The following is a 22,219-nucleotide window of genomic DNA, read 5'->3' on the forward strand; positions in this document are numbered from 1 at the left end:
CGTCAACTTTCCGGGATCTCGACCACCACATGCGTCGACTTCACCGACGCGACCGTCACACTGCCCACCTCGATACCGAGTTCGTCCACCGACTCCCGGCTCAGCAGGGAGACCAGCCGGAACGGCCCGGCCTGCATCTCCACCTGCGCCATCACGGTATCGGTGACCACCCGGGTCACGATGCCGCGCATCCGGTTGCGGGCCGAGGCCGCCACGGTCACCCCGGGTTCGGGCGCCTCGGCGTGCTGCCGCGCGAATTCGGCCAGATCCCGGCCCCGCACACCCTGGCGGCCGTTCTCCAGCCGGATCGAGGGCAGCCGCCCCTGATCTATCCAGCGCCGCACGGTGTCATCGCTGACCCCGAGCAGCCCGGCGGCTTCCTTGATCCGCAGATACGTCACAATGTGGAGTATATAGCCGGAGATGCGGGATAAGAGCGGGAAGAGCGGCAAACCTCTCAATCCGCGGGCAGCGGCAGGATCATCTCGTTCTCCGGGCGGGGGTCGTCCTCGGCACACGGTCTGCTCGCCCCGGTGGGAGCGAACCCGGTGCGCAGATACAGCTGTTCGGCCGGCCGGTTCCCGTCCAGCACCCACAACCGCAAGCTCGGGTGACCGGCCTGCGTCGCCCAGTCGATCACGGCGCGGACCAGCCGGTCCGACACTCCGGTCCGGCGCGCCCGCGGCGCGGTCCACATCGACACCAGTTCGGGACCGTCCGGGGTGAGGATCACCCCCGCCGAACCCGCCGGTTGCGCGTCGGATCCGGCCACGAAGAACGGATCCCGCCGGGCGGCCCACTCCCGCCAGTGCGGTTCGTCCCAGGTGAGCGCCTCCGTATGGCTGGTGGAGAAGGTTCCGGGTGCCGATCCGGCCAGTGCGTCCAATCGGACCAGGCGTGCAACGCGCCAGTCCTCCGGTCCGATCCGTTGTATCCGCATTCATCGATGATGCGGTGAATATTGCTGTGCGGCAACGGATATAACGTGAAGCTCGCGCTTGGGTGGCGAGCTCCGCGGTACGGCGGAGCATCGGTTTCTCGTGTCGCGGAGGTCGCGACCGCCGGGATGGTAGGAGGATCGGCGGATGCGTAACGCCGACGAGCTACTGGACGCCGCCGCGGGAAAACTTCCCGCCATGCTGGACCGGTTCCGTCTGCTGGTGGACTGCGAGTCCCCGTCGAACGATCCGCGGGGCCTGGAGCGCTGTGCCGCGTTGATCTGGCCGTGGCTGTCGGAGGCACTCGAACGCCCTGTGCGCTCGGAACGCGTCGGTGAGAACGTGCACGTCCTGGCCGAAGCACCCGATCCCGGAGTGCTGATACTGGGGCATTTCGACACCGTGTGGCCGGTGGGTACCATCGCCGACCGGCCGTTCGAGATCACCGACGGGATCGCCACCGGTCCCGGCACCTTCGATATGAAGGGCGGAATCGTGCAGGCGCTGGCCGCGATCGAACTCCTCGCGGACGCGTCGCATGTGAGCGTCCTGCTGACCAGTGACGAGGAGGTCGGTTCGGTATCGTCGCGGCAGTTGATCGAGGAGCAGGCGCGCAAGGCCGGGGCGGTCCTGGTGTGTGAGCCCGGCGCGGACGGTGGTGCGGTGAAGATCGGGCGCAAGGGCCTGGCCGCTTATCGCGTCGCGGTCACCGGCCGGGCGGCCCACGCCGGACTGGAGCCGGAGCTGGGGGTGAACGCGGGCATCGAGCTGGCACATCAGATCCTCGCGATCGCCGGCCTGGCTTCCGAGAACACCTCGGTGGTGCCGGCGGTCCTCGCCGGGGGTACCACGGTGAACACCGTCCCGGAATCCGCGGAGTGCTCGGTGGACGCGCGATCGTGGTCGGTGGCGGATCTGGAACAGGTGAATCGGGCGATGTTCGCGCTCGCCCCCCGTCTGCCGGGAGCGACGGTGACGGTCACCGGCGGTATCGCCAGACTGCCGTTCGAGGAGTCCAGTGCCCGCGGGCTGTACCGCGAAGCCGAGGCGGCGGCGCGAGAGCTCGGTATGGCCCCGTTGCGTGCTGTACGGTCCGGCGGCGCCTCGGACGGCAACTTCACGGCCGCGATCGGTGTCCCGACGCTGGACGGGCTCGGCGCGGTAGGTGGTCATCCGCACGCCCGCGACGAATATGTCGATGTGAATGCCATGCCGGAACGGGTCGCCCTGCTCGCCGCCCTCCTGGAGCGGTTGCGGCACCGGCCGCCGCACCCGTGACCGGGGAGTTCGGTTCTGGTGGACGGCCGGGTTCGGGGAGCCCGTCGGCAATCGGTCCGACCGCCGCGGCAGCGGGTAGTTGCCGTTGCCGTACAGGCCGCGGGACGGCCGGGGGTATTCGGGGCCGTCCCGCGGCCGTAACCCTCAGTCCTTCGGCCCGCCGGCTACATAGATGACCTGCCCGGAGACGAATCCCGCACCCTCGCTCACCAGGAAAGACGCCGTATGAGCGATATCCTCCGGGTAGCCGACCCGGTTCACCGGGATCTGCGCGGCGGCGCCCTTCTGGAAGTCCTCGAAATCCACCCCGACCCGGGCCGCGGTGGCGGCGGTCATATCGGTGACGATGAAACCCGGGGCGATCGCGTTGGCGGTGACCCCGTACTTGCCCAGTTCGAAGGCGAGGGTTTTGGTGAAGCCCTGCATACCGGCTTTGGCGGCGGAGTAGTTCACCTGGCCGCGATTGCCCAGCGCCGAAGTGCTGGACATATTGACGATCCGGCCCCACTTCTGTTCGACCATGTACTTCTGGGCGGCCCGGGTCAGCAGGAAGGCGCCGCGTAGATGGACACCCAGTACGGTGTCCCAGTCGTCGACGCTCATCTTGAACAGCAGGTTGTCGCGCAATACGCCGGCATTGTTGACCACCACGGTCGGCGCGCCGAGTTCTCCGGCCAGCCGCTCCACCGCGGCGTTCACCGAGTCCTCCTTGCTGACATCGGCGCCGAGCGCGATCGCCTTGCCGCCGGCGTTCTCGATCGCCGACACGGTCTCGGCGCAGGCTGCTTCGTCGAGGTCCAGGACCCCGACCTGCAGCCCGTCGGAGGCCAGCCGTTTGGCGATGGCCGCCCCGATTCCGCGGGCGGCGCCGGATACTACTGCGATCCTCTCGGCCATCAGTTCGAAGTCCTCTCGTGTGGGCAACTGTTCTTACGCCATCTAACAACGTATGGGGGCGTGGATCGAGGGGATGGCCGGACAAGATCTCCGCGAGGGTGCTGTGCGTATCGGACAGTGCAGGTCGGCGGTCTGTGCCCCGTCGGGGTCCGGCAGCGTCTCGCCGGGTCGAACTTCGCTGCCCTGTCCGTTTATTCACCTAGGTGTGGGTTTTCCGCACTCCCCAAATGGGTAGTGGGCCATCTATTCTCGAAACACCCCACTCACCAGGCAGTTTGGAATGTGATGACCACTCCTCAGTCCCCGTACGATCCGACGACGGGCAAACCCTATCCCGCGCAGCCCCCGGCCGGCGCCCAACCGGCCTACGGTCCCGGTCAGCAGCCCTATGGGGCACCGAATCAGGCACCGGTCTCGCCGGCCGATGCCAAGCTCTGGGCCGCACTGGCCCATTTCGGCGGTATCGTGCTGGGCTTCGTCGCCCCGCTCATCGTCTGGGTGATGTACAAGGACCGCGACGAGTTCGTGCGCCGGCACGCCGTGGACGCGTTGAACTTCCAGATCGTGCTGGCGATCGCCTACGTGGTGTCCGCGGTGCTGATGATCGTGCTGATCGGGTTGCTGCTGTTCCCGATCGTCTGGATCGCGGGCATCGTCTTCTCGGTGCTGGCCGGGATCGCGGCCAACAATGGCCGTGAGTACAAGTACCCGTTCAATCTCTCGCTGGTGAAGTAGCAGGTGTGCCCGGGCCGGCGGTCGTAGCGCCGGCCCGGGCACATTCGCGCGGGACCGGATGGGCGCAGTTCTATCCGGTACCGGCGGTCAGGGACGCAGCACCGAGATCAAGAACTCGGTCTGGTCGTAGACGGTCTGTTCGAAGAGTTCGTCGAAGTACAGATCGAAATGACCCGCGGGATACCGCTTCACCACCGCGTGCTTGGTCTTCTCGGCCGCCCGCAGCGCGGGTTTCACCGGGGTGATCGAATCGTTGTCGCACAGTGCGTACAGCACCGGCATCTTCAATTCCTTCACATGCCGGGCGGGACGGGCGAACAGGATCGAGAAGGCCGCGCGGGCCGCGATCTTGGGCCGGTAGTTCGCGCTCTCCTCGGCCAATCGGCCGAATCCGGCGGGTACATCCGAACCGGTCATCATCGCGGTGGCGCGTTTACGTCCGGCCAGCCGGATCTGTACCGGTTTGCGCAAAATCGTGCCGAACACCAGGTCCGACGCCGCCAGGAAGCCCACCTTCACGAAACTCAGCAGTCCCTTCGCCAGTGCGGAGGAGAATCCGCTGACGAACGGGACCTGCGCGACCACCGCCGCGATATAGGCGTCATCCGGGGCGACGGCCAGGGCGTGCCCCCCGCCCAGCGAGGTGCCCCACAGCGCGATGCGGGTGGCATCGAAACCGCGCAGCGTCCGGGCGTAGGCCACCGCGGCGATCCAATCCTCACGCTGCCGGGCGAGATTCACCACCTGACGGGGGTCGCCGTCGCTGCCCCCGAAATGCCGGTAGTCGAAGACCAGCACCCCCATTCCCGCCGCGGCGAACCGCCGCGCGAACCGATCCAGTCCCATTTCCCGGTTGGCCCCCAACCCGTGCCCCATCACGACGATGGGGCGCGGTTTGGGTGGGCCGGCCGGTAGGTACAACCAGCCGGCACATTTCTGACCTCCCGACGGGAAGCCGACCTCGACACGCTCCATGATCATCGACCGTACCGAGTCATCGGTCCGGACGAGTCATCCAGCCTTGGCAGGAGCGCGCGGCGACCGGGGGTGGGCGGATGGGCGCCACCGAGTATCCTGATCCGGCGGATGAGTCGGCCGGGCGGTCGCGGCGCCGGGAACGGACACCCCAGTGGTGTCACGCTCGGCGCCGAGGAAAGTCCGGACTCCACAGAGCAGGGCGGTTGCTAACGGCAACCCGGGGTGACCCGCGGGACAGTGCCACAGAAAACAGACCGCCCACGGCTCGCGAGGGCCGTGCGGTAAGGGTGAAACGGTGCGGTAAGAGCGCACCAGCGCCCCGGGTGACCGGGGCGGCTCGGTAAACCCCGCCCGGAGCAAGGTCGAAGATCGCACCTCGCGGTGCGGTTGCGCAGGTGTTCGAGGGCTGCTCGCCCGAGCCTGCGGGTGGACCGCTCGAGGTACCCGGCGACGGTGTGCCCAGATGGATGGCCGCCCCTCGGTGCGAACCGGGGACAGGATCCGGCTTACTGGCCGGCTCGTCCGCACTCCGTCCACCCCGCCCCGGCCGCGCGTGCCGGATTCTCGCGGCCGTTCCCGACGGTGGCAGCGGGGAACTGGACGGAGGCGGAACCGGGCGTACGATCTTTGTTTCACAGCGGGGGCCGCCGAGTGCCCCGTGCCGTCAACAGGGAAACACGATGAGAGCCAGACAATTCGCCGCCGTCGCAGTCGGGGCCGCCGTGTGCGCACTGTCGGCCTGCGCCGCCGCCGATGACGCACCGACCACCCACGCCCAGCCCTTGACGATCGTCGCCAGCGCGGAGACCTCGGCGGCGAGCGTGCCCCCCGCGACGAAAACACGCGGGCTGTACGACCCGACCGAAACCGCGGTCGGTCAGTCCGGTTTGGCGGCGTTCATCGTGTCGGTGGAGGAGGTGAACTCGCAGCAGGGGCCGGTGACCGTGATCACCCTGCAGATCGAGAACAACACCGACGATGTGTGGAACGGCAAGAACTGGACGACGCCGACCGTGGTGTACGGCGACGCGGGCACCCCGGCCCCGCACGTCAAGTCACCGTCGGAAGGGTTCGGTGACGGCGTGCAGGGCTTGATCCCGCCCGGCAGCCGCCAGACGGTGAAACATGCGTACAAAGTGACCAAGGCGCAGCTGAATCCGGCGGTGGTGACCGCGGGCAGCGTGCTGTGGCAGGGCGATTTCTCGAAGTTCCACCGCTGAGCTCGCCCCGGCGACCGCCGGGTCGGTGACTGCGCAGGCACAGGGAGGAGATGAGTATGGCGATTCTGGTCACCGGTGCCACCGGGAACATCGGCCGCAAGGTCGTCGATCAGCTGCTGGTCCGAGGTGCGACCGATATCCGCGCGCTCACCGTCGACCCGGCGAAGGCCGCGTTGCCGGCCGGCGTCGAAGCGGTTCGCGGATACCTACGCCGGCCCGAAACGCTGCCCGCCGCGTTCGATGGGGTGGATCGCATGTACCTGGCGTCGATCCAGGACGGCGTGGACGAGGTGGTCGAAGTCGCCCGCGCCGCCGGGGTGCGCCATATCGTCGATCTCTCCGGCGAACCGGACAGCTGGTGGGGGGCGATCGCGACGGCGGTCGAAGCGAGCGGGATCGCCTGGACCCATCTGTGGCCCGGGGATTTCATGGAGAACACGGGAATGTGGGCGCAGCAGATCCGGGAGACCGGCGCGGTGCGCGAACCCGATCCCGGGGCCGGCAGTACGCCGATCGCGATGGACGATATCGCGGCGGTCGCGGCGGTCGCCCTGACCGCGGACGGCCATCGGGGCCGGGCGTACGCGCTGACCGGTCCGGAGAAACTGAGCCGGGCCGAACTGGTGCGGGAGATCGCCGCCGCGCTGGGCCGGACGATCGATTTCCTGCGTGTCACCCCCGCGGAGACCGTGCGGGCGCTACGCCCGGCGATGGGCGACACCGCGCAATGGTATGTCGAGAATGTTCTCATCGGGCTGGACGGGCACACCTTGCCGCCGAACCGGGTGGTCGAAGAAATAATCGGTCGCCCGGCGACGACCTTCGCACAATGGGCCGCGCGATATGCGACCGAATTCTTCGGTGCGGATGCCGCCCGCGGGCGTTGATCGGAAAAACCACCGTTTCGCCCGGGCCGCTCGGATTCGTGCCACTCACCCTTTTTCCGGTGAATTCCACGACGTGGCACGACTGCGAATTCACCGGTCCGCGGATCGGTGTGCGGCTACCCGTTCGAGCACATGACGGCGACCATCTGGTAGACGGCCCGGGTTTCGGCGTCGGTCGCTTCGGTGCCGCCGACCGCGAGCCGGTCGGACACCGCGGAAACCACCTCGTCCTCCGGTTCGCCGGCCCGGACCTCGGCGCAGGTTTCGGTGTAGATCCCGGTGATCGCCGCATCGTCGCGGCCTTCGGCCAGGCCGGGGAAGGCGCCGCGGAAGCCGATCACGAAGGAACCGGCCTTGACCTGGTCGATCTGGGCGGTATCAGGAGTCGCGGCGGCTGTCGTCGCCGATGCCGCGGGGGTCGGATCGGCGCCGTCGCTCCGGCAGGCGGTGAGGGTGGGCAGGACCGCGACGAGGACAGCGGTGAGCAAGGGGAGAGGTCTGTACACGGCCGGATGGTAACTCCGCGAGATGGACACCGTCCCCCGCCCGGCGGGGGACGACGTTCATCCAGCGGCTACTCAGGCCGAGGGACCGATCACGAACATCTGCGCGAGGGAGGCAGCCTGCTGCGGACCGACGAGGGGGAGCAGATAGTCATAGATGAGAGTGGACATACGTGAGGAAACTCCAGCTCGGATGTAGTCGGATGCTTACGGTTCGCCACAGTATCAGTTGCCAGGTGGGCACGATCTTTTCCGGCGGGATTCGTGCAGAACTGGCATAAATGGTGATCGCCGTCATAAAGTATGCGGGGTCGGCAGGCTCGCCCGGTGCCCTGGAGTTCGCGGAACGAGCCGATTCATACCTATCGGAAGACAGGTCACAACACATATGCGGGTAGCACGTACCTTGGCAACCGGAGCTTTGATGGCCGGGGCCGCATCTGTTCTCGCTACCGTGGGCGCCGGCTCCGCCGGTGCCGTCGCGGTGACACCGCTGCCCGGTGGAGTGCGGGTGGACCTCAGCCCGGCGGATACCCGCTGGGTGGATCAGAACAATGTCGGGCAGATGGTGGCGGGTATTCCGCATCCGTCCGCTCCGTCGTTCGGTCAGGCGCTGGACGCGGCCGCGGCCGTTTCCTCCACCTACCCGAACGGCCGGGTGACTTTCACGGTGTTCGGTCCGCTGCACGAACTGAGCGGCTCGATGCTGGCGTTGCAGTAGTCCTACGGATTTCCGTACTGTCGGGCCGGTACCGGGGCAACCCGGTACCGGCCCGGCCCGTTTCCGGCCGGGGCGCGACGAGCGGCCCGCTGTGCCTCGCTCTCGAAACCTGCTCCGCCGCTCGGCTTTCGGAGCCGGGACTCAGGCCGTGTCGATGGCGGCGGCCGCCGCGGGATACTGCGCCAGGTGGCGACCGGCCGCGGTGTCCTCGGCATCGGCCAGTGTCTCGAACAGGGCGGTGTCCTCGCCCGCGGCACGGGCTTCGGCGGCGCGGGCGCGCAGCGCATCGTAGGATTCGACCGCGTCCCGGTGATCGCCCAGCACGGTCTGCAGGTGTTTGGCGCGTTTGCCCAGGTCCGCGGCGGTATCGCCGAGGACCGCGGTGGCGGCTTCGCAGGAATACCGTAAACGCTTGGCGCTCTTACGGATATCGTGCAGCAGTTCGATCCGGTCGGCGGGTGCCACGGTCGGCTCGGACCGCACCAGGCCCCGCACCCGTTTCCGGTCCTTGCGCAGTACCGTCTCGAACATTTCGCCGGCCGGTACCGCGTCCACCGATTCACGCAACGGCGGAGCGTCGCGCCATTTCTTCAGCTCCCGCCGCATGGCGCGGTAGCGGTCGCTGTCCAGTGCCGTCAGGATCTCGCCGTGCGCGGCGGCGTACCGGTCGCGTTCGGCACGGACCAGACGGTCGCGGGTGGGAGCGAGGGCGGCCGACCCGGGATCGGCGTATCGGTCGAGCAGCGTGGTGAAACGTTCGGCGCGGACCTCCGCGTCGCGCGCCACTCCCAGCAGCCCGGCCAGCCAGGCGAGTTCGGTGCGCATCCGGCTGTCGGCGTCCGGATCGAGCAGCTTCTTGTAGGAGCGCAGCACACTGCGCAACCGGCGGGTCGCGACCCGCATCTGATGGACCGAATCGTCGGCGTCGGCCCGCACCTGCGGTTCGGCGGTGAGCAGGCGTTCGATATCGGCGCCCAGCGCGTCGGTGAGGGCGTCGGCCGCCGCGGTCTGTTCGTCAGCCATGATGTTCCACCGTCGCGAAGGTATCGGTCGCCTCGACCAGATGATGGGTGATGCCGGGTTCGGCGGCGGAATGCGCGGCGTCGTCGACGATGTGCAGGCGCGACCCCGGCCACGCGCGGTGCAGCTCCCACGCGCTGACCGCGGGGCAGACGATATCGTGGCGGCCCTGCACGATGACCGCGGGAATATGGGTGATCGCGCCGATATCGCGTAGCAGCTGGGCCTCGTCGAGGAAGCCGCCGTGCCGGAAGTAGTGGTTCTCGATCCGGGCGAAGGCGAGGGCGAACCGGGTATCGGAGGTCTGGGCCATCCGCTCGGGGTCGGGGCGCAGCGTACTGGTGGCGCTCTCCCAGGCGGTCCACGCGAGGGCCGCCGCGGTGACGACCTCCGGATCCGCGGAAGCGAACAACCGGTGGTAGGCCTCCACCAGGTCGCCGCCGCGTTCGGCCGCCGGAACCGGGGCGAGGAATTTCGCCCACTCGTCGGGGTAGACGTAGCCGGCGCTGCCGTTGTAGTACCAGTCGATTTCTTTACGGCGCAGCAGGAATATCCCCCGCAGGACCAGTTCGGTGACCCGCCGCGGATACCGCTGCGCGTAGGCGAGCGCCAGGGTCGAACCCCAGGAGCCACCGAAAACCAGCCACCGCTCGATACCGAGTGCGGTGCGCAGCGCTTCGATATCGGCGATCAGATGGGCGGTGGTGTTGACCGAGAGGTCGGCCCCGTCGGCGATATGCGGGGTCGAATGGCCGCAGCCGCGCTGATCGAGCAGCACGATCCGGTAGCGGCCCGGGTCGAAGAACCGGCGGTTGTGCGGGATGGTGCCGCCGCCCGGACCACCGTGCAGGAATACCGCGGGTTTCCCGTCCGGGTTACCGCTGGTCTCCCAGTACACCGCCTGGCCGTCGCCGACCTCGAGCATGCCTCGTTCGTAGGGTTCGATCGGCGGGTACGGCGGACGCATCAGAACGCCAGGCCGGAGGCCAGGTCGGGAAGTTCGAGTGCCTGCACGGCCTCGTCGTGCACATCCGGGCAGGCCTTGACGGTCGCCCGGTCCACCACGGCCTTGTCGGCCAGGACCTGGGCGTTGATCCCGCCGTTGGTGAGTGCCCATTCGTGAACCATGGCGTTGAGACCGATCCGGCCCAGCGTCGGGCCCTGGACGCGCCAGTTGGACAGCTCGGGGCGCATCATGTCGCACAGGTTCTGGGCCGCCTTGTCGGAGACCTCGAGCGGGGTGGCGGGTGCGGCGCTGCTCGTGGTTGCCGACGTGGTGGCGGAAGCGGACGAGGCGGCCGGAGAGGTGTCTTCCGAACCCGTCTGCACACCGCCGCACGCGGTGAGCAGTATTGCCCCGCACACTCCCGCCACCGTGAGGGCACCCCGTGTTGTCCAAGCGCGTCGCCGCATCAGTACCTCAGAACTCGAGAGTCGAAACCGTCGACACCGAGTTTGCCATCCCGCGCCGGAGTGGGGAGCCGTCACGAGCCCGGGCCGGGGTCAGAAACTGTGTTCCGGACCCGGGAACGTGCCGCGGCGTACCTCCTCGGCATAGGCGGCGGCCGCCCCGCGCAGTTCGTCGCCGACCGCGGCGAACCGTTTCACGAACTTCGCGGTTTTTCCGCTGGTGAACCCGGCCATGTCTTGCCAGACCAGCACTTGGGCGTCGCAGTCCGCGCCGGCGCCGATACCGACGGTGGGGATGGTGAGCTTGCGGGTGACCTGACCCGCCACCTCGGCCGGGACCATTTCCATCACCACCGAGAACGCGCCCGCGGCCTGAACCGCGATCGCGTCGGCGAGCAATCCCTCGGCGCCCTCACCGCGGCCCTGGACGCGATAGCCGCCCAGGGTGTTGACGCTCTGCGGGGTGAAGCCGATATGTGCCATTACCGGGATACCGGCGGCGGTGAGCAATCTGATCTGGTCGGCGACGCGTTCACCGCCCTCCAGTTTCACCGCGTGCGCGCCCCCCTCCTTCATGAACCGGGTGGCCGTGGCGAGGGCCTGCTCGGGGGAGCCCTCGTAGGTACCGAACGGCAGGTCGGCCACCACCAGGGCGTGCGGGGCGCCGCGTACCACGCCGCGGACCAGCGGGATCAGCTCGTCGGTGGTGATGGGCACGGTGGTCTCGTATCCGTACACCACATTGGCGGCCGAATCGCCGATCAGCAGTACGGGGATGCCGGCCTCGTCGAAGAGCCGGGCGCTGGAGTAGTCGTAGGCGGTGAGCATCGCCCAGCGTTCACCGGTCGCCTTCATCTGTTGCAGATGCTGGACGCGGGTGGGCCGCCGGGCCGGTTTCGCCGCCGCGGGGGCACCGTAGGCGGGTGTTTCCGATGTGGAATCGAGCATGCCTGATGATTCGGACATCATCGTCCCTTTCGTCTCCTCGAGGCCCTGATCGGGTCCCCGGGTCTGGTTGACGCCCTCCAGTGTGCACCCGCGGCCGAGCCCGACTTAAGCCCGCGACCAGGTGCGGTTGGTCACATCCCCGGGTCCGGGCCCGACCCGGCTAGCATGGCGGCAGTGCGGAGCGGGTGTGGAGTGCCGGCGGGTGTGCTGGCGGTGCTGGCTGTAGCGACGGTGCTGGTCGCGGGATGCGCGGACGAGGTCCGGGAACAACCGGACCCGCCCGCGCCGGTCCCCGCCGAGCTGAGTCGTTTCTACGGCCAGACCCCGGCCTGGGAGCCTTGTGCCGGCTACACCGATCCGGGCGAAGCGCTGCCCCCGGCGGCGCAGTGCGCACGGATCGAGGTCCCCGTCGACTACGCCGACCCCGCCGGTCCGACCGCGCAGCTCGCGGTGTCCCGGATGCGCGCGACCGGTGACAAGATCGGTTCGCTGCTGATCAACCCCGGCGGTCCGGGTATGTCCGGGCTGTCCACGGTGATGCTGGCCGGCGGGACGGAGCTGGCCGATCGGTTCGACCGGGTGGGATTCGATCCGCGCGGGGTCGGCGCCTCCACGCCCGCGGTCGACTGCCTGACCCCGCAGGAAGCCGATGCCGAGCGGGCCGAACTCCCGGAGCCCAACACGCCGGAGGGGATCGCCGAGGCCGAGACCGAGAACCGGCAGTACGCCGACCGCTGTGTGACCCGCACCGGTACGGAATTCCTCGCCCATGTCGGCACCCGCGAGGTGGTCCAGGATATGGACATCATGCGGGCGGTGCTGGGTGATCGGAAGCTGACCTATCTCGGTTATTCCTACGGTACGCGGCTGGGGACCGCGTACGCGGAGAAATTTCCGGGCAATGTCCGTGCCATGGTCCTCGACGGCGCCATCGATCCCTCGCAGGACCCGGTGGCCGAATCGCTACGGCAGGCAGCGGGCTTCCAGAAGGCTTTCGACGCGTACGCCGCGGACTGCGCGCAATCACCGGACTGCCCGCTCGGTACCGATCCGACGCAGGCGGTGCCGCGGTTCCGTGCCCTGGTGGATCCGCTGTGGAATGCGCCCGCCGCCACCACCGATCCCCGCGGCCTCGGCTACGACGATGCGATCACCGGTGTGCAGCAGACGCTGTACGGGGAGGATTTCTGGCCGGTACTCACCATCGGGCTCACCGAGTTGTCCCAGGGCCGCGGCGATACGCTGCTACAGCTCGCCGATATGTACAACGGCCGCCGCGACGACGGCACCTACAGCAATCTCACCGACGCCTTCGACGCGATCCGCTGCGTGGACGACCCGCGGGTCACCGATCGCGCGGTCGCCGGCCGACAGGACACCGAATACCGCCGGGCCGCCCCGTTCCTGGACGACGGCCGTGGCACCGGAGCGGCGCCGCTGGAACTGTGCGCGCAGTGGCCGGTGCCGAACACCAGCCGGCCGCACGATATCTCCGTCGAGGGGCTGCCCCGGCTGGTGGTGGTGTCCACCACCGGCGATCCGGCCACGCCGTACCAGGCGGGCGTCGACCTGGCCCACCAGCTCGGTGCGGCACTGATCACCCACGAGGGCGACAGCCATACGGTGGTCTTCAACGGCGGCGCCACCTGCGTGGACGATGCGGTCGTGCGCTACCTGGTGGACCTCGAACCCCCCGCCGAGGGCCTACGCTGTTGATCCGACACACAGCGCGGCGCGTCATGTAACACGGATTTAACGCCGGGTGCCTACTCTCGCGGTCATGGATCGCCAGAAGGAATTCGTGCTGCGGACGCTCGAAGAGCGGGATATCCGCTTCGTGCGTCTCTGGTTCACCGACGTACTGGGCTATCTCAAGTCCGTCGCCATCGCGCCCGCCGAGCTCGAGGGAGCCTTCGAGGAGGGCATCGGATTCGACGGATCGGCGATCGAAGGGTTCGCCCGCATCTCCGAGGCCGATATGGTGGCCCGGCCCGATCCGTCGACCTTCCAGGTGCTGCCGTGGTCCTCCAGTAAAGGCCACCAGCATTCCGCCCGGATGTTCTGCGATATCACCATGCCCGACGGGTCGCCGTCGTGGGCCGATCCGCGCCATGTGCTGCGGCGTCAGCTCAACAAGGCGGGGGATGTCGGCTTCAGCTGCTATGTGCATCCGGAGATCGAGTTCTTCCTGCTGAAGAACCAGCCCGACGGCGTCGACCCGGTCCCCGCCGACAACGGTGGCTTCTTCGACCAGGCGGTCCACGATTCCGCGCCGAACTTCCGGCGCCACGCCATCGACGCGCTCGAATCCATGGGTATCTCGGTGGAGTTCAGCCACCACGAGGGCGCGCCCGGCCAGCAGGAGATCGACCTGCGCTACGCCGACGCCCTGTCCATGGCCGACAATGTGATGACCTTCCGCTATCTGATCAAGGAAGTGGCCATCGACGAGGGCGTGCGCGCCACGTTCATGCCCAAACCGTTCGCCCAGTACCCGGGCTCGGCCATGCACACGCATATGAGCCTGTTCGAGGGCGAGGCGAACGCGTTCTCCGATCCGGACGACCCGGACAACCTGTCCGCGACGGCGCGCGCCTTCATCGCGGGCATCCTGGAGCACGCGCACGAGATCAGCGCCATCACCAACCAGTGGGTGAACTCCTACAAGCGGCTCATCCACGGCGGCGAGGCGCCGACCGCGGCCTCATGGGGCCGGTCCAACCGTTCGGCGCTGGTCCGGGTGCCCATGTACACCCCGAACAAGTCGTCGTCGCGGCGCGTCGAGATCCGCAGCCCCGATTCCGCCTGCAACCCGTACCTGACCTTCGCGGTCCTGCTCGCGGCCGGCCTGCGCGGTGTCGAGAAGGGCTACACGCTGCCGCCGGAGGCCGAGGACGACGTCTGGTCGCTCACCGCCGCCGAACGGCGTGCCATGGGGTTCAAGGAACTGCCCGGCACTCTGGACGAGGCACTGCACGCGATGGAGCGCTCGGAGCTGGTCGCCGAAACGCTCGGTGAGCACGTATTCGACTTCTTCCTGCGCAACAAGCGTCGTGAATGGTCGGATTACCGTGCCCAGGTGACGCCGTTCGAGCTGCGCGAATACCTCGGTCTCTGATCTCGTCCCTCGTCCGCCCGGCGCCCCCCTGCGGTCGCTCGGCGGGCGGGAGGCCCGCGATCCGCTCGGGGCCGCGGTGCCGGCGCGGATGTCGGTGACACCGTGGTTCGGCCGGTGACGGTCACGGCCTCCTTCCCCGGTTCGGTAACCGGTCGGCCCGCCGCCTGGACCGGCCGGTTCCGTGACTCCGCGCCGTGTGGCCGGTGACCGCTCGCGACCGAGGGGTGCAGCACATTTCGAGCCCGGTTGTCGGTACCTTGAGCTCATGGTCCGCCCACCGTCCGCCCGGTCCGCCGTCCCCGGCGTCGGCCGCCTGGGATTGCTCGAACCGTCGGCCGCCGATTCGCTGAAAACGCTCGGCTGGGACAATATCGAGAGCATTCCGGTGCTGTGGTCGCTGTCGCGGTCACCGGACGCCGACCTCGCGCTGAACACGCTGATCAGGTTGTTCGAGGCGCTCGGGAACGAGTGGGCCGAGCTGGATTCGGCGATCCGGGCCGAGACGATGCTGCGCGGCCGGCTGTTCGCGCTGCTGGGTTCCTCCACCGCGCTGGGCGATCATCTGGTGGCCGATCCGGAGGCCTGGGTGCTGTTGCGCCGGGAGGAGCTACCCGACCGTGACGAGCTGATCGCCGATCTGCTCGCGGTCGTCGGCGGCGTACCGGAGTCCGGGCCCCATGCCGCGCCGATGCTGTACCGGGCCACCGAATCCGGACCGGAAGTGGTCGCGGCGCTGCGCAAGCGGTACCGCGATCAACTCATGCTGCTGGCAGCCGTCGATCTGGCCGCCACCGTCGAGGACGAGCCGGTGATCCCCTACGAGCTGGTGGGCCGCCAGCTCACCGCGCTCGCCGACGCCGCGCTCACCGCCGCGCTGGCGGTGGCGGTCGCCCGGGTGTGCCGGGACGAGCCGTGCCCGGTGCGGCTGGCCGTGATCGCCATGGGCAAGAGCGGCGCGTGCGAACTCAACTACGTCAGCGATGTCGATATCGTCTTCGTCGCCGAACCCGCCGATGCCGTCGCCACCCGCCTGGCCGCCGAACTGATGACCGTGGGTTCCTCGGCCTTCTTCGAGGTCGACGCCGCGCTGCGGCCCGAGGGCAAAGCCGGCGCCCTGGTGCGCACGCTCGACTCCCATCTGGCCTACTACCAGCGCTGGGCGCGGACGTGGGAGTTCCAGGCGCTGCTCAAGGCCCGGCCGATGACCGGCGATCTGGAACTCGGCGAACAGTACCGGTCGGCCACCGACGCGCTGGTGTGGACGGCCTCCGAGCGGCCGGACTTCGTCCCGGATGTGCAGGCGATGCGCCGCCGGGTGGAGGATCTGGTGCCCGCCGACCTGCGCGAGCGCGAACTCAAACTCGGCAGCGGCAGCCTGCGCGATGTGGAGTTCGCGGTCCAGCTGCTGCAACTCGTGCACGGCCGGGTCGATCCGAAACTCCACGTCCAGGGCACGGTGGAAGCCCTCGCGGCGCTCGCCGCGCGCGGATACGTGGGCCGCGAGGACGCCGCGAACCTCACGGCCTCCTACGAATTCCTGCGTCTGCTCGAACATCGGCTGCAGTTGCAGCGGCTCAAACGCACCCATACGCTGCCCGCCGCCGACGACGAGGAAGGTATGCGCTGGCTGGCCCGCGCCGCGCATATCCGCCCGGACGGTAGACGTGATGCCGCGGGAGTGTTGCAGGCCGAGCTGCGGCGGCAGACGGGCCGGATCCGCCGGTTGCACACCAAACTCTTCTACCGGCCGCTACTGGAATCGGTGGCCCGGCTGGACTCCGACGCGCTGCGCCTGAGCCCGGACGCCGCCGTCCGGCAGCTCGCCGCGCTCGGGTACGCCTCGCCCGAGCACGCGCTCAGCCATCTGCGCGCGTTGACCAGCGGTGTCTCGCGAAAGGGCCGGATCCAGGCGGTACTGCTGCCGACCCTGCTGGAGTGGCTCGGTGAGACTCCCGACCCCGACGCCGGGCTGCTCGCCTACCGGCGGGTGTCGGAAGGGCTGGTGGATCAGGACTGGTATCTGCGGGTGCTGCGCGACGAGGGCGCGGTCGGGCAGCGGCTGATGATGGTGCTGGGTTCCTCGGCGTATCTGCCGGATCTGCTGATCAACGCCCCCGAAACCATCCGCATGTACGCCGACGGCCCGCAGGGACCGCTACTGCTGCGCACCCAGCCGGTCGAGGTGGCCAACGGAATCCTCACCGCCGCCGACCGCTACACCGACCCCAAGCGGGCCGTGGCCACCGCCCGTTCCCTGCGCCGGCACGAACTCGCCCGGGTGGCGTCGGCGGATCTGCTGGGCCTGCTGGACGTGCCACAGGTCTGTGCCGCTCTGTCCGCGGTGTGGGTCGCGGTGCTCGAGGCATCGTTGCGCGCGGTGATCCGGGCCAGTGTCGCCGAACGGGGCGCGCCCGCGCCCGCCGATTTCGCGGTGATCGGGATGGGCCGGCTGGGTGGCCGGGAACTCGGCTACGGCTCCGATGCCGATGTGCTGTTCGTCTGCGATCCGCGGCCCGGCGAGGACGAGCACGTCGCCGTGAAATGGGCCAACGGTATCGCCGAGCAGGTGCAGAAACTGCTCGGCGCCCCCAGCACCGACCCGCCGCTGCAGGTCGATGCGGGCCTGCGGCCGGAGGGACGCAGCGGCGCGCTCGTGCGCACCCTCGCCGCCTACGACGCCTACTACCGCCAGTGGGCGCAGCCGTGGGAGGTGCAGGCACTGCTGCGCGCCCACCAGGTCGCCGGCGATCAGCAACTGGGCCTGCGTTTCCTGCATACGATCGACGGCGTGCGCTATCCGGCGGGCGGGGTCTCCGCCGATGCGGTCCGCGAGATCCGCCGAATCAAGGCCCGGGTCGATTCCGAACGGCTGCCCCGCGGCGCCGACCCGGCCACCCACACCAAACTGGGTCGTGGTGGCCTCGCCGATATCGAATGGACCGTCCAGCTGCTGCAATTGCGGCACGCGCACGAGATCCCGGCCCTGCACAACACCTCGACGCTGGAATCGCTCGATGTGATCGAACAGGCGGAGCTGCTGAGCCCGATGGACACCGACCTGCTGCGTCAGTCGTGGATCACCGCGACCGCGGCCCGCAACGCGCTGGTTCTGGTGCGCGGTAAACCCTCCGACCAGTTGCCCGGTCCGGGCACCATGCTGTCGGCGGTGGCCCGGGTGGCGGGCTGGCCCACCGACGACGGCGGTGAGTTCCTCGACAACTACCTGCGGATCACCCGCCGGGCCCGAGCTGTGGTGGAGCGGGTCTTCGGCGTCTGATCAACGTCCGGAGCGGTCAGGGCCCGGAACCGGGTGACGAGGTGCTCCAGCGCTCGGCGGTCCTCCAGATCGGCCGGGCGGTAACCGCCCTGCGCGGTGATCGTCACCCGGGTGTCCTTTCCGATTCCGAGGTCGGACCAGCACCAGGGGAGCACCGGCAGGTTCACCGAGCGGTCGTTGGCGGCGACGGTGACCCGCGAGGTACCGCCCGGTAGGCAGAACGCCAGTTCCTCGGCGGCCACGGCCGTCAACGGGCCGGGCGAACGGAATTCCTCGATGTACACCGGGCCTCCTCGGGACGGATGGAGTTCAGTGTAGGACCGGACCGGGTGCCAACGGCCGTCCCGACGACTCCTATATCGCAGAGTGAACGAGCCGCCCGTACTTCGGCGCTGTACGCCGTTGCCCGCCTTGTGATTCGATATTCCTCGGCGCGGTCGCGGCGGTATCGCGATCGGGCGGCGCCGGGCCCGCGGGTCCGGCGCAGGAACGGGGAGGCGGAAATGGCCAGGACACGGTGGTCACGGCTGGTCGTCGCGGTGGCGGCGGCGGTATTGACGGTTTCGGCGCTGTCGGCGTGCTCGCAGGCGAATTCGACACAGCGCGATGTCGAGAACCCGTGGCAGATCACGGGAGCCACGACCAGCACGGGGCCCAGCGGTCCCCGGGAGGGCGTACCCGACACCGACCGGCAGGCCGAAAACGGTGACGGCGGCGAGATGGACCGGCTCGCGCTCAACGCGGTCGCCGATATCGAGGAATTCTGGACGGAGAACTATCCGGCCACCTTCCCGGGCGAGTTCCGGCCGGTATCGGAACTCATCTCCTGGGATGCCACTGCCCCCGAACGCGACTCGGTCGAGTTCTGCACGGTCGGCACCCACGAACTGGTGAACGCCGCCTATTGCGGAACGGACGAGACCATCGGCTGGGACCGCGGCGTACTGCTGCCGGAACTGGTCGAGCAGTTCGGCGACATGGCCGTGGTGATGGTGCTCGCCCACGAATACGGGCACGCTCTGCAGATACCCGCCGGGATCGCGACCGAGGACTCCCCGGGGCTGGTCACCGAACAGCAGGCCGATTGCCTGGCCGGCGTTTTCCTACGGCATGTGGCCGAGGGCGATTCCCGGCATTTCACGCTCAACACCACCGAGGGTCTCAACGGTGTTCTGGGCGCCACCGTCGCGGTCCGCGACCGGGATCCCGACGACCCGGACAATGTGCACGGCAGCGCCTTCGAGCGGGTCACGGCGGTCCAGATGGGTTATACGAACGGCGCCGAGGCGTGTGCGCAGATCGACGAGCAGGAGATCGAGGAGCGCCGGTCCGGCCTCCCGGTGACCTTCGAGGAACCCGGAGAGGAGTACCTGCAGCTGGAGGTCACCGAGGATTCCCTCGCGGATATGGCCGCCGCGCTCGCCTATATCCTGCCGGTCACCGGTTCACCCGAATACGACTACGACGGCGTGCCGGCCCGCTGCTCCGATACCACCCCCACCGCGCCCGTCGCGTACTGTCCGGTCACCGATGTGATCGGCACGGATGTCGAGGCGCTCGCCGAGCGCGCAGGCGAAACGGGCGGCGAAGACGAACCGCTGTCGGCCATTGTCGCCGGTGACTACAACGCCTTCGTGGTGTTCGTCTCCCGCTACACCCTCGCCTACCAGAACGACAAACAGCTCTCCCTGGTCGGCGCCGAGACGGCGGGGCTGCGTACCGCCTGTCTGTCGGGTGTGGTCACCACGGCGCTGAGCAGGGAAAACAGTAATCCGCGCCTCTCCGCGGGCGATCTGGACGAGGCGGTCTCGGGCCTGCTCGCCGACGGCATGGCCGCCGGCGATGTCAACGGCGATGTGGTCCCCGAGGGCTATCTACGGCTGGACGCGTTCCGGTTGGGCGTGCTCGAAGGCGAGAGCGCCTGCCTCGCGGAGTACGAGTAGACGCACCGGCGCTCACTCTCCGGTGACCCGCGCGTCCAGCCAGGCGACCACATCGGCGAGTACCTCGTCGCGTTCGGGCTCGTTGAAGATCTCGTGGTAGAGCCCGTCGTAGCGGCGGACGGTGAGATCGGTGGTACCCGCTCGCTGTTCGATCCGGTCCGTACTCGCCGGGGCGGCGATAGCGTCACCGGTTCCGTGCAGCGCGAGTGTCGGAACCCGCAACTCCGGCAGGCGGTCGAGCACGGCGCCGGCGGCCGTGAGGATCTCGGTCGCCGTGCGGGCGGGCAGTTTTCCGCGGAACACCAGCGCGTCGCTGTCGTAGGCCGCCACGACCGCCGGGTCACGGCTGATCTGGGACGAATCGAGTTTCAGCACACCCAGATTCGGCGCCAGTCGGGTGAGCACCGGGGCCAGCAGCCGCTGCGCCGGATTCCCGGCGTCGATAAGCAACGGCGGCGCCGAGACCACCACCCCGGCCACCTCCAGTGACGCCCTGGTCGCCAGGTACAGGGTGATCAGGGCACCCATGGAATGGCCGATCACGAACGCCGGTACGCCGGGGTTTTCCGTGCGCGCCAGATCGAGGAGAGCCGCCACATTGTCGGCGGCGTTGCCGATCGACCCGATATTGGCGCGCGAGCCCGCGTCGGCGGATTCCCCATGCCCCACATGGTCGAACGCGTACACCGCGAACCCGGCGGTCGCCAGGGTCCGTGCGACGTACTCGTAGCGACCCGAATGCTCGGCCACGCCGTGCACGAGGACGATCACCCCGCGCACCGCCGTCGCGGGCACCCAGGAACGCCGGCTCAGCCGGTGCCCGGCGTGCTTGAACTCCCCACGCTCCACTCGTATGTCCTGGTCGCTGGTCACAAGGTCTCCCTCGAAGTCGGTGCGTGCGATCGGCGGAGGCGGAGGTATCGCCTCTCAGCCGGCCTGTTCCGGCTCGGCGAGCGCGGTGAGCAGGCGCCGGTTGAAGTCGATGAGGCGAGCGTAGTTCACCCGGGACAGCCGCTCGTCGTTTCCGTGTATCCGTTCCAGATCCGCGGCCGTGAGCCGGATCGGGGCGAAATTGCAGCGGGTGGCGGCCAGATCGTCGTAGTGGCGGGAGTCGGTGGCGCCGGGGACGAGGCCGGTGGTCACCGCGGCGCCGGGCACCACCTCTTCGGTCAGGCGCGCGATCAGGTCGAACTGCGGACCGGGGCCGGTCGCGGGGGAGGGTTCGGACGCGGTCCCCACCAGTTCGATCCGCACCCGGGGGTCGCGGATGGTCCGGCGGCAGTGCGCGAGTACCGAGTCGACCGTATCGCCGGGCAGGATCCGGAAGTTGATCAGCGCCTCGGCCTGCTGCGGCAGCACATTCGCCTTCACTCCGCCGCGGATCACCGTCGGTGCCGTGGTGGTCCGCACCAGCGCCTCGGTCTGCGGCGCCGCGGCCATGATCCGGGTGATCACCGGTGCCGCCAGCGCCGCGAAGCCGAGCAGCCGGCGTTTGGTCGCGGGGAGATGCGGGCGCAGGCGGGCGAGCATATCGGTGACCACGGGGGTCACCCGTAAGGGCATCGGATCGTCCTGGATCCGGCTCACGGCGCGGGCCAACCGCCCGACCGCGGTCCGCCGGCCCGGCATGGACGAATGCCCGCCCTTCTCCGATACGGACAACCGGACCGTCGCGTAGCCCTTCTCACCGACCATGATCGTGGCCACCGGAACGGTCACATCGTCCACGATCCCCTCGGTGACCACCCCACCCTCGTCCAGCAGCAGGTCGGCGTGGACGCCCAGCTCCCGGAGCCGGGCGGCCATCCGCACGGCGCCCCGGTCGCCGAACACCTCTTCGTCGTGGCCGAACGCCAGATGAACGGTGTGCCGGGGCCGCACCCCGTCGGCCAGGGCGGATTCGACCGCCTCCAGGATGGCCAGCACCCGGCTCTTGTCGTCGATCGCGCCGCGGCCCCAGATGAACTCCGCGTCCACGACACCCGCGAACGGCGGATGGGTCCAGAGGGCCGGATCGTCCGCGGGCACCACATCCTGGTGCGCGAGCAGGATCGCGGCCGTTCGCGTGGGGTCCACGCCCCGCCAGGTATAGAGCCGGCTGTACCCGAAGCGCTCGAGTTCGAGTTCGGCGTGCACCCGGGGAAACGACCGCTCCAGGTGCTCGGCGAGGCGCCGGAACTCCGTATCGGCTGCCCGGCCGGAGCCGTCGAGGCCCGGCTCGGGCTCCTCCCGGGACACCGTGACGCAGCGCAGCGCCGCGGCCAGGCGCTCCGCCGTCGCGTCGTCGACCGGTGCGCCGGCCGCCGGATCGGCCTCCAGTTCGGTGGACATCCCTGCATTCTCCTC

General features: G+C 69.0%; 21 protein-coding genes and 1 other RNA gene. 10 read left to right on the forward strand and 12 right to left on the reverse strand.

The window, feature by feature from the left end; genetic code table 11:
- Positions 1-2: 2 nt before the first annotated feature.
- The gene (locus IG75_RS0124845; RefSeq protein ID WP_030524019.1) at positions 3-401 is read right to left on the reverse strand and encodes a TOBE domain-containing protein; all 399 of its coding nucleotides are present in this window, start codon (positions 399-401) and stop codon (positions 3-5) included.
- Between the two features lie 56 nt (positions 402-457).
- Complete coding sequence (locus tag IG75_RS37515) at positions 458-940, reverse strand: GNAT family N-acetyltransferase (protein ID WP_051714898.1); 483 nt, start codon at positions 938-940, stop codon at positions 458-460.
- A 145-nt stretch (positions 941-1,085) separates the two neighbouring features.
- Here IG75_RS37515 and IG75_RS0124855 point away from each other — a divergent pair, with 145 nt between their 5' ends.
- Positions 1,086-2,216 (forward strand): M20 family metallopeptidase, encoded by a 1,131-nt coding sequence (locus IG75_RS0124855; protein WP_030525984.1) that lies wholly within the window; start codon positions 1,086-1,088, stop codon positions 2,214-2,216.
- A gap of 144 nt (positions 2,217-2,360) precedes the next feature.
- Here IG75_RS0124855 and fabG read toward each other — a convergent pair whose 3' ends face one another.
- The gene (fabG, locus tag IG75_RS0124860; RefSeq protein ID WP_030524016.1) at positions 2,361-3,113 is read right to left on the reverse strand and encodes a 3-oxoacyl-ACP reductase FabG; all 753 of its coding nucleotides are present in this window, start codon (positions 3,111-3,113) and stop codon (positions 2,361-2,363) included.
- Positions 3,114-3,398: 285 nt separating this feature from the next.
- Here fabG and IG75_RS37890 point away from each other — a divergent pair, with 285 nt between their 5' ends.
- Positions 3,399-3,848, forward strand: a complete 450-nt coding sequence (locus tag IG75_RS37890) for a DUF4870 domain-containing protein (protein ID WP_030524015.1) — start codon at positions 3,399-3,401, stop codon at positions 3,846-3,848.
- A gap of 87 nt (positions 3,849-3,935) precedes the next feature.
- Here the strand turns inward: IG75_RS37890 and IG75_RS0124870 are convergent, their stop codons facing one another.
- Complete coding sequence (locus IG75_RS0124870) at positions 3,936-4,823, reverse strand: alpha/beta hydrolase (protein ID WP_030524014.1); 888 nt, start codon at positions 4,821-4,823, stop codon at positions 3,936-3,938.
- A gap of 112 nt (positions 4,824-4,935) precedes the next feature.
- Here IG75_RS0124870 and rnpB point away from each other — a divergent pair.
- From rnpB to IG75_RS0124880, 3 genes are all read left to right on the forward strand, one after another.
- Positions 4,936-5,351, forward strand: an RNA gene (rnpB, locus tag IG75_RS37545) — RNase P RNA component class A.
- Between the two features lie 155 nt (positions 5,352-5,506).
- Entirely contained in the window at positions 5,507-6,046 is a 540-nt protein-coding gene (locus tag IG75_RS0124875) for a hypothetical protein (protein ID WP_030524013.1), read from the forward strand.
- A gap of 56 nt (positions 6,047-6,102) precedes the next feature.
- Positions 6,103-6,933, forward strand: a complete 831-nt coding sequence (locus IG75_RS0124880; RefSeq protein WP_030524012.1) for an NAD(P)H-binding protein — start codon at positions 6,103-6,105, stop codon at positions 6,931-6,933.
- Between the two features lie 116 nt (positions 6,934-7,049).
- Here the strand turns inward: IG75_RS0124880 and IG75_RS0124885 are convergent, their stop codons facing one another.
- The gene (locus tag IG75_RS0124885; protein ID WP_156059166.1) at positions 7,050-7,439 is read right to left on the reverse strand and encodes a hypothetical protein; all 390 of its coding nucleotides are present in this window, start codon (positions 7,437-7,439) and stop codon (positions 7,050-7,052) included.
- A gap of 421 nt (positions 7,440-7,860) precedes the next feature.
- Between IG75_RS0124885 and IG75_RS0124895 the strand changes: the two genes are divergently transcribed.
- Positions 7,861-8,157 carry a hypothetical protein gene (locus IG75_RS0124895; RefSeq protein WP_245664590.1) on the forward strand — a complete coding sequence of 99 codons (297 nt, stop codon included), beginning with the start codon at positions 7,861-7,863 and terminating at the stop codon, positions 8,155-8,157.
- A 141-nt stretch (positions 8,158-8,298) separates the two neighbouring features.
- Here IG75_RS0124895 and IG75_RS0124900 read toward each other — a convergent pair whose 3' ends face one another.
- The 4 genes from IG75_RS0124900 to panB form a co-directional block, all read right to left on the reverse strand.
- The gene (locus tag IG75_RS0124900; protein ID WP_030524009.1) at positions 8,299-9,180 is read right to left on the reverse strand and encodes a CHAD domain-containing protein; all 882 of its coding nucleotides are present in this window, start codon (positions 9,178-9,180) and stop codon (positions 8,299-8,301) included.
- Complete coding sequence (gene pip / locus IG75_RS0124905; RefSeq protein WP_030524008.1) at positions 9,173-10,144, reverse strand: prolyl aminopeptidase; 972 nt, start codon at positions 10,142-10,144, stop codon at positions 9,173-9,175. Before pip ends, IG75_RS0124900 begins: the two co-directional genes overlap by 8 nt.
- The gene (locus tag IG75_RS0124910) at positions 10,144-10,542 is read right to left on the reverse strand and encodes a hypothetical protein (protein ID WP_245713216.1); all 399 of its coding nucleotides are present in this window, start codon (positions 10,540-10,542) and stop codon (positions 10,144-10,146) included. Before IG75_RS0124910 ends, pip begins: the two co-directional genes overlap by 1 nt.
- A gap of 138 nt (positions 10,543-10,680) precedes the next feature.
- The gene (panB, locus tag IG75_RS0124915; protein ID WP_373863748.1) at positions 10,681-11,535 is read right to left on the reverse strand and encodes a 3-methyl-2-oxobutanoate hydroxymethyltransferase; all 855 of its coding nucleotides are present in this window, start codon (positions 11,533-11,535) and stop codon (positions 10,681-10,683) included.
- Between the two features lie 165 nt (positions 11,536-11,700).
- On the opposite strand from panB, the gene IG75_RS0124920 reads away from it, so the two are divergent.
- From IG75_RS0124920 to IG75_RS0124930, 3 genes are all read left to right on the forward strand, one after another.
- Positions 11,701-13,251, forward strand: a complete 1,551-nt coding sequence (locus IG75_RS0124920; protein ID WP_051714899.1) for an alpha/beta hydrolase — start codon at positions 11,701-11,703, stop codon at positions 13,249-13,251.
- A gap of 64 nt (positions 13,252-13,315) precedes the next feature.
- Complete coding sequence (glnA, locus tag IG75_RS0124925) at positions 13,316-14,653, forward strand: type I glutamate--ammonia ligase (protein WP_030524004.1); 1,338 nt, start codon at positions 13,316-13,318, stop codon at positions 14,651-14,653.
- 265 nt (positions 14,654-14,918) lie between these two features.
- A complete protein-coding gene (locus IG75_RS0124930) occupies positions 14,919-17,930 on the forward strand; it encodes a bifunctional [glutamine synthetase] adenylyltransferase/[glutamine synthetase]-adenylyl-L-tyrosine phosphorylase (protein ID WP_030524003.1) in 3,012 nt (1,003 codons plus the stop codon).
- Here the strand turns inward: IG75_RS0124930 and IG75_RS0124935 are convergent.
- Positions 17,873-18,214, reverse strand: coding sequence for an HPr family phosphocarrier protein (locus tag IG75_RS0124935; RefSeq protein ID WP_030524002.1), 342 nt, complete (start codon positions 18,212-18,214; stop codon positions 17,873-17,875). The two genes, IG75_RS0124930 and IG75_RS0124935, sit on opposite strands and share 58 nt — an antisense overlap.
- Before the next feature lie 219 nt (positions 18,215-18,433).
- On the opposite strand from IG75_RS0124935, the gene IG75_RS0124940 reads away from it, so the two are divergent.
- Entirely contained in the window at positions 18,434-19,873 is a 1,440-nt protein-coding gene (locus tag IG75_RS0124940) for a neutral zinc metallopeptidase (protein WP_030524001.1), read from the forward strand.
- A gap of 12 nt (positions 19,874-19,885) precedes the next feature.
- Here the strand turns inward: IG75_RS0124940 and IG75_RS0124945 are convergent, their stop codons facing one another.
- Positions 19,886-20,746 carry an alpha/beta hydrolase gene (locus IG75_RS0124945; RefSeq protein WP_051714900.1) on the reverse strand — a complete coding sequence of 287 codons (861 nt, stop codon included), beginning with the start codon at positions 20,744-20,746 and terminating at the stop codon, positions 19,886-19,888.
- A gap of 54 nt (positions 20,747-20,800) precedes the next feature.
- The gene (locus IG75_RS0124950; RefSeq protein WP_030523999.1) at positions 20,801-22,204 is read right to left on the reverse strand and encodes a M20/M25/M40 family metallo-hydrolase; all 1,404 of its coding nucleotides are present in this window, start codon (positions 22,202-22,204) and stop codon (positions 20,801-20,803) included.
- Positions 22,205-22,219: the final 15 nt, after the last annotated feature.

The sequence above is a fragment of the Nocardia rhamnosiphila NBRC 108938 genome (genome assembly GCF_000720425.1).
GTDB lineage: Bacteria > Actinomycetota > Actinomycetes > Mycobacteriales > Mycobacteriaceae > Nocardia > Nocardia rhamnosiphila.

Excerpts from the sequence above, each read along its gene's own strand:
- panB (WP_373863748.1), bottom strand. The coding sequence starts at position 11,535 with ATGCTCGATTCCACATCGGAAACACCCGCCTACGGTGCCCCCGCGGCG.
- IG75_RS0124880 (WP_030524012.1), top strand. The coding sequence starts at position 6,103 with ATGGCGATTCTGGTCACCGGTGCCACCGGGAACATCGGCCGCAAGGTC.
- IG75_RS0124940 (WP_030524001.1), top strand. The coding sequence starts at position 18,434 with ATGGCCAGGACACGGTGGTCACGGCTGGTCGTCGCGGTGGCGGCGGCG.
- IG75_RS0124930 (WP_030524003.1), top strand. The coding sequence starts at position 14,919 with ATGGTCCGCCCACCGTCCGCCCGGTCCGCCGTCCCCGGCGTCGGCCGC.
- IG75_RS0124920 (WP_051714899.1), top strand. The coding sequence starts at position 11,701 with ATGGCGGCAGTGCGGAGCGGGTGTGGAGTGCCGGCGGGTGTGCTGGCG.
- IG75_RS37515 (WP_051714898.1), bottom strand. The coding sequence starts at position 940 with ATGCGGATACAACGGATCGGACCGGAGGACTGGCGCGTTGCACGCCTG.
- IG75_RS0124895 (WP_245664590.1), top strand. The coding sequence starts at position 7,861 with ATGGCCGGGGCCGCATCTGTTCTCGCTACCGTGGGCGCCGGCTCCGCC.
- IG75_RS0124950 (WP_030523999.1), bottom strand. The coding sequence starts at position 22,204 with ATGTCCACCGAACTGGAGGCCGATCCGGCGGCCGGCGCACCGGTCGAC.
- pip (WP_030524008.1), bottom strand. The coding sequence starts at position 10,144 with ATGCGTCCGCCGTACCCGCCGATCGAACCCTACGAACGAGGCATGCTC.
- IG75_RS0124855 (WP_030525984.1), top strand. The coding sequence starts at position 1,086 with ATGCGTAACGCCGACGAGCTACTGGACGCCGCCGCGGGAAAACTTCCC.
- glnA (WP_030524004.1), top strand. The coding sequence starts at position 13,316 with ATGGATCGCCAGAAGGAATTCGTGCTGCGGACGCTCGAAGAGCGGGAT.
- IG75_RS37890 (WP_030524015.1), top strand. The coding sequence starts at position 3,399 with ATGACCACTCCTCAGTCCCCGTACGATCCGACGACGGGCAAACCCTAT.
- IG75_RS0124900 (WP_030524009.1), bottom strand. The coding sequence starts at position 9,180 with ATGGCTGACGAACAGACCGCGGCGGCCGACGCCCTCACCGACGCGCTG.
- fabG (WP_030524016.1), bottom strand. The coding sequence starts at position 3,113 with ATGGCCGAGAGGATCGCAGTAGTATCCGGCGCCGCCCGCGGAATCGGG.
- IG75_RS0124875 (WP_030524013.1), top strand. The coding sequence starts at position 5,507 with ATGAGAGCCAGACAATTCGCCGCCGTCGCAGTCGGGGCCGCCGTGTGC.
- IG75_RS0124870 (WP_030524014.1), bottom strand. The coding sequence starts at position 4,823 with ATGGAGCGTGTCGAGGTCGGCTTCCCGTCGGGAGGTCAGAAATGTGCC.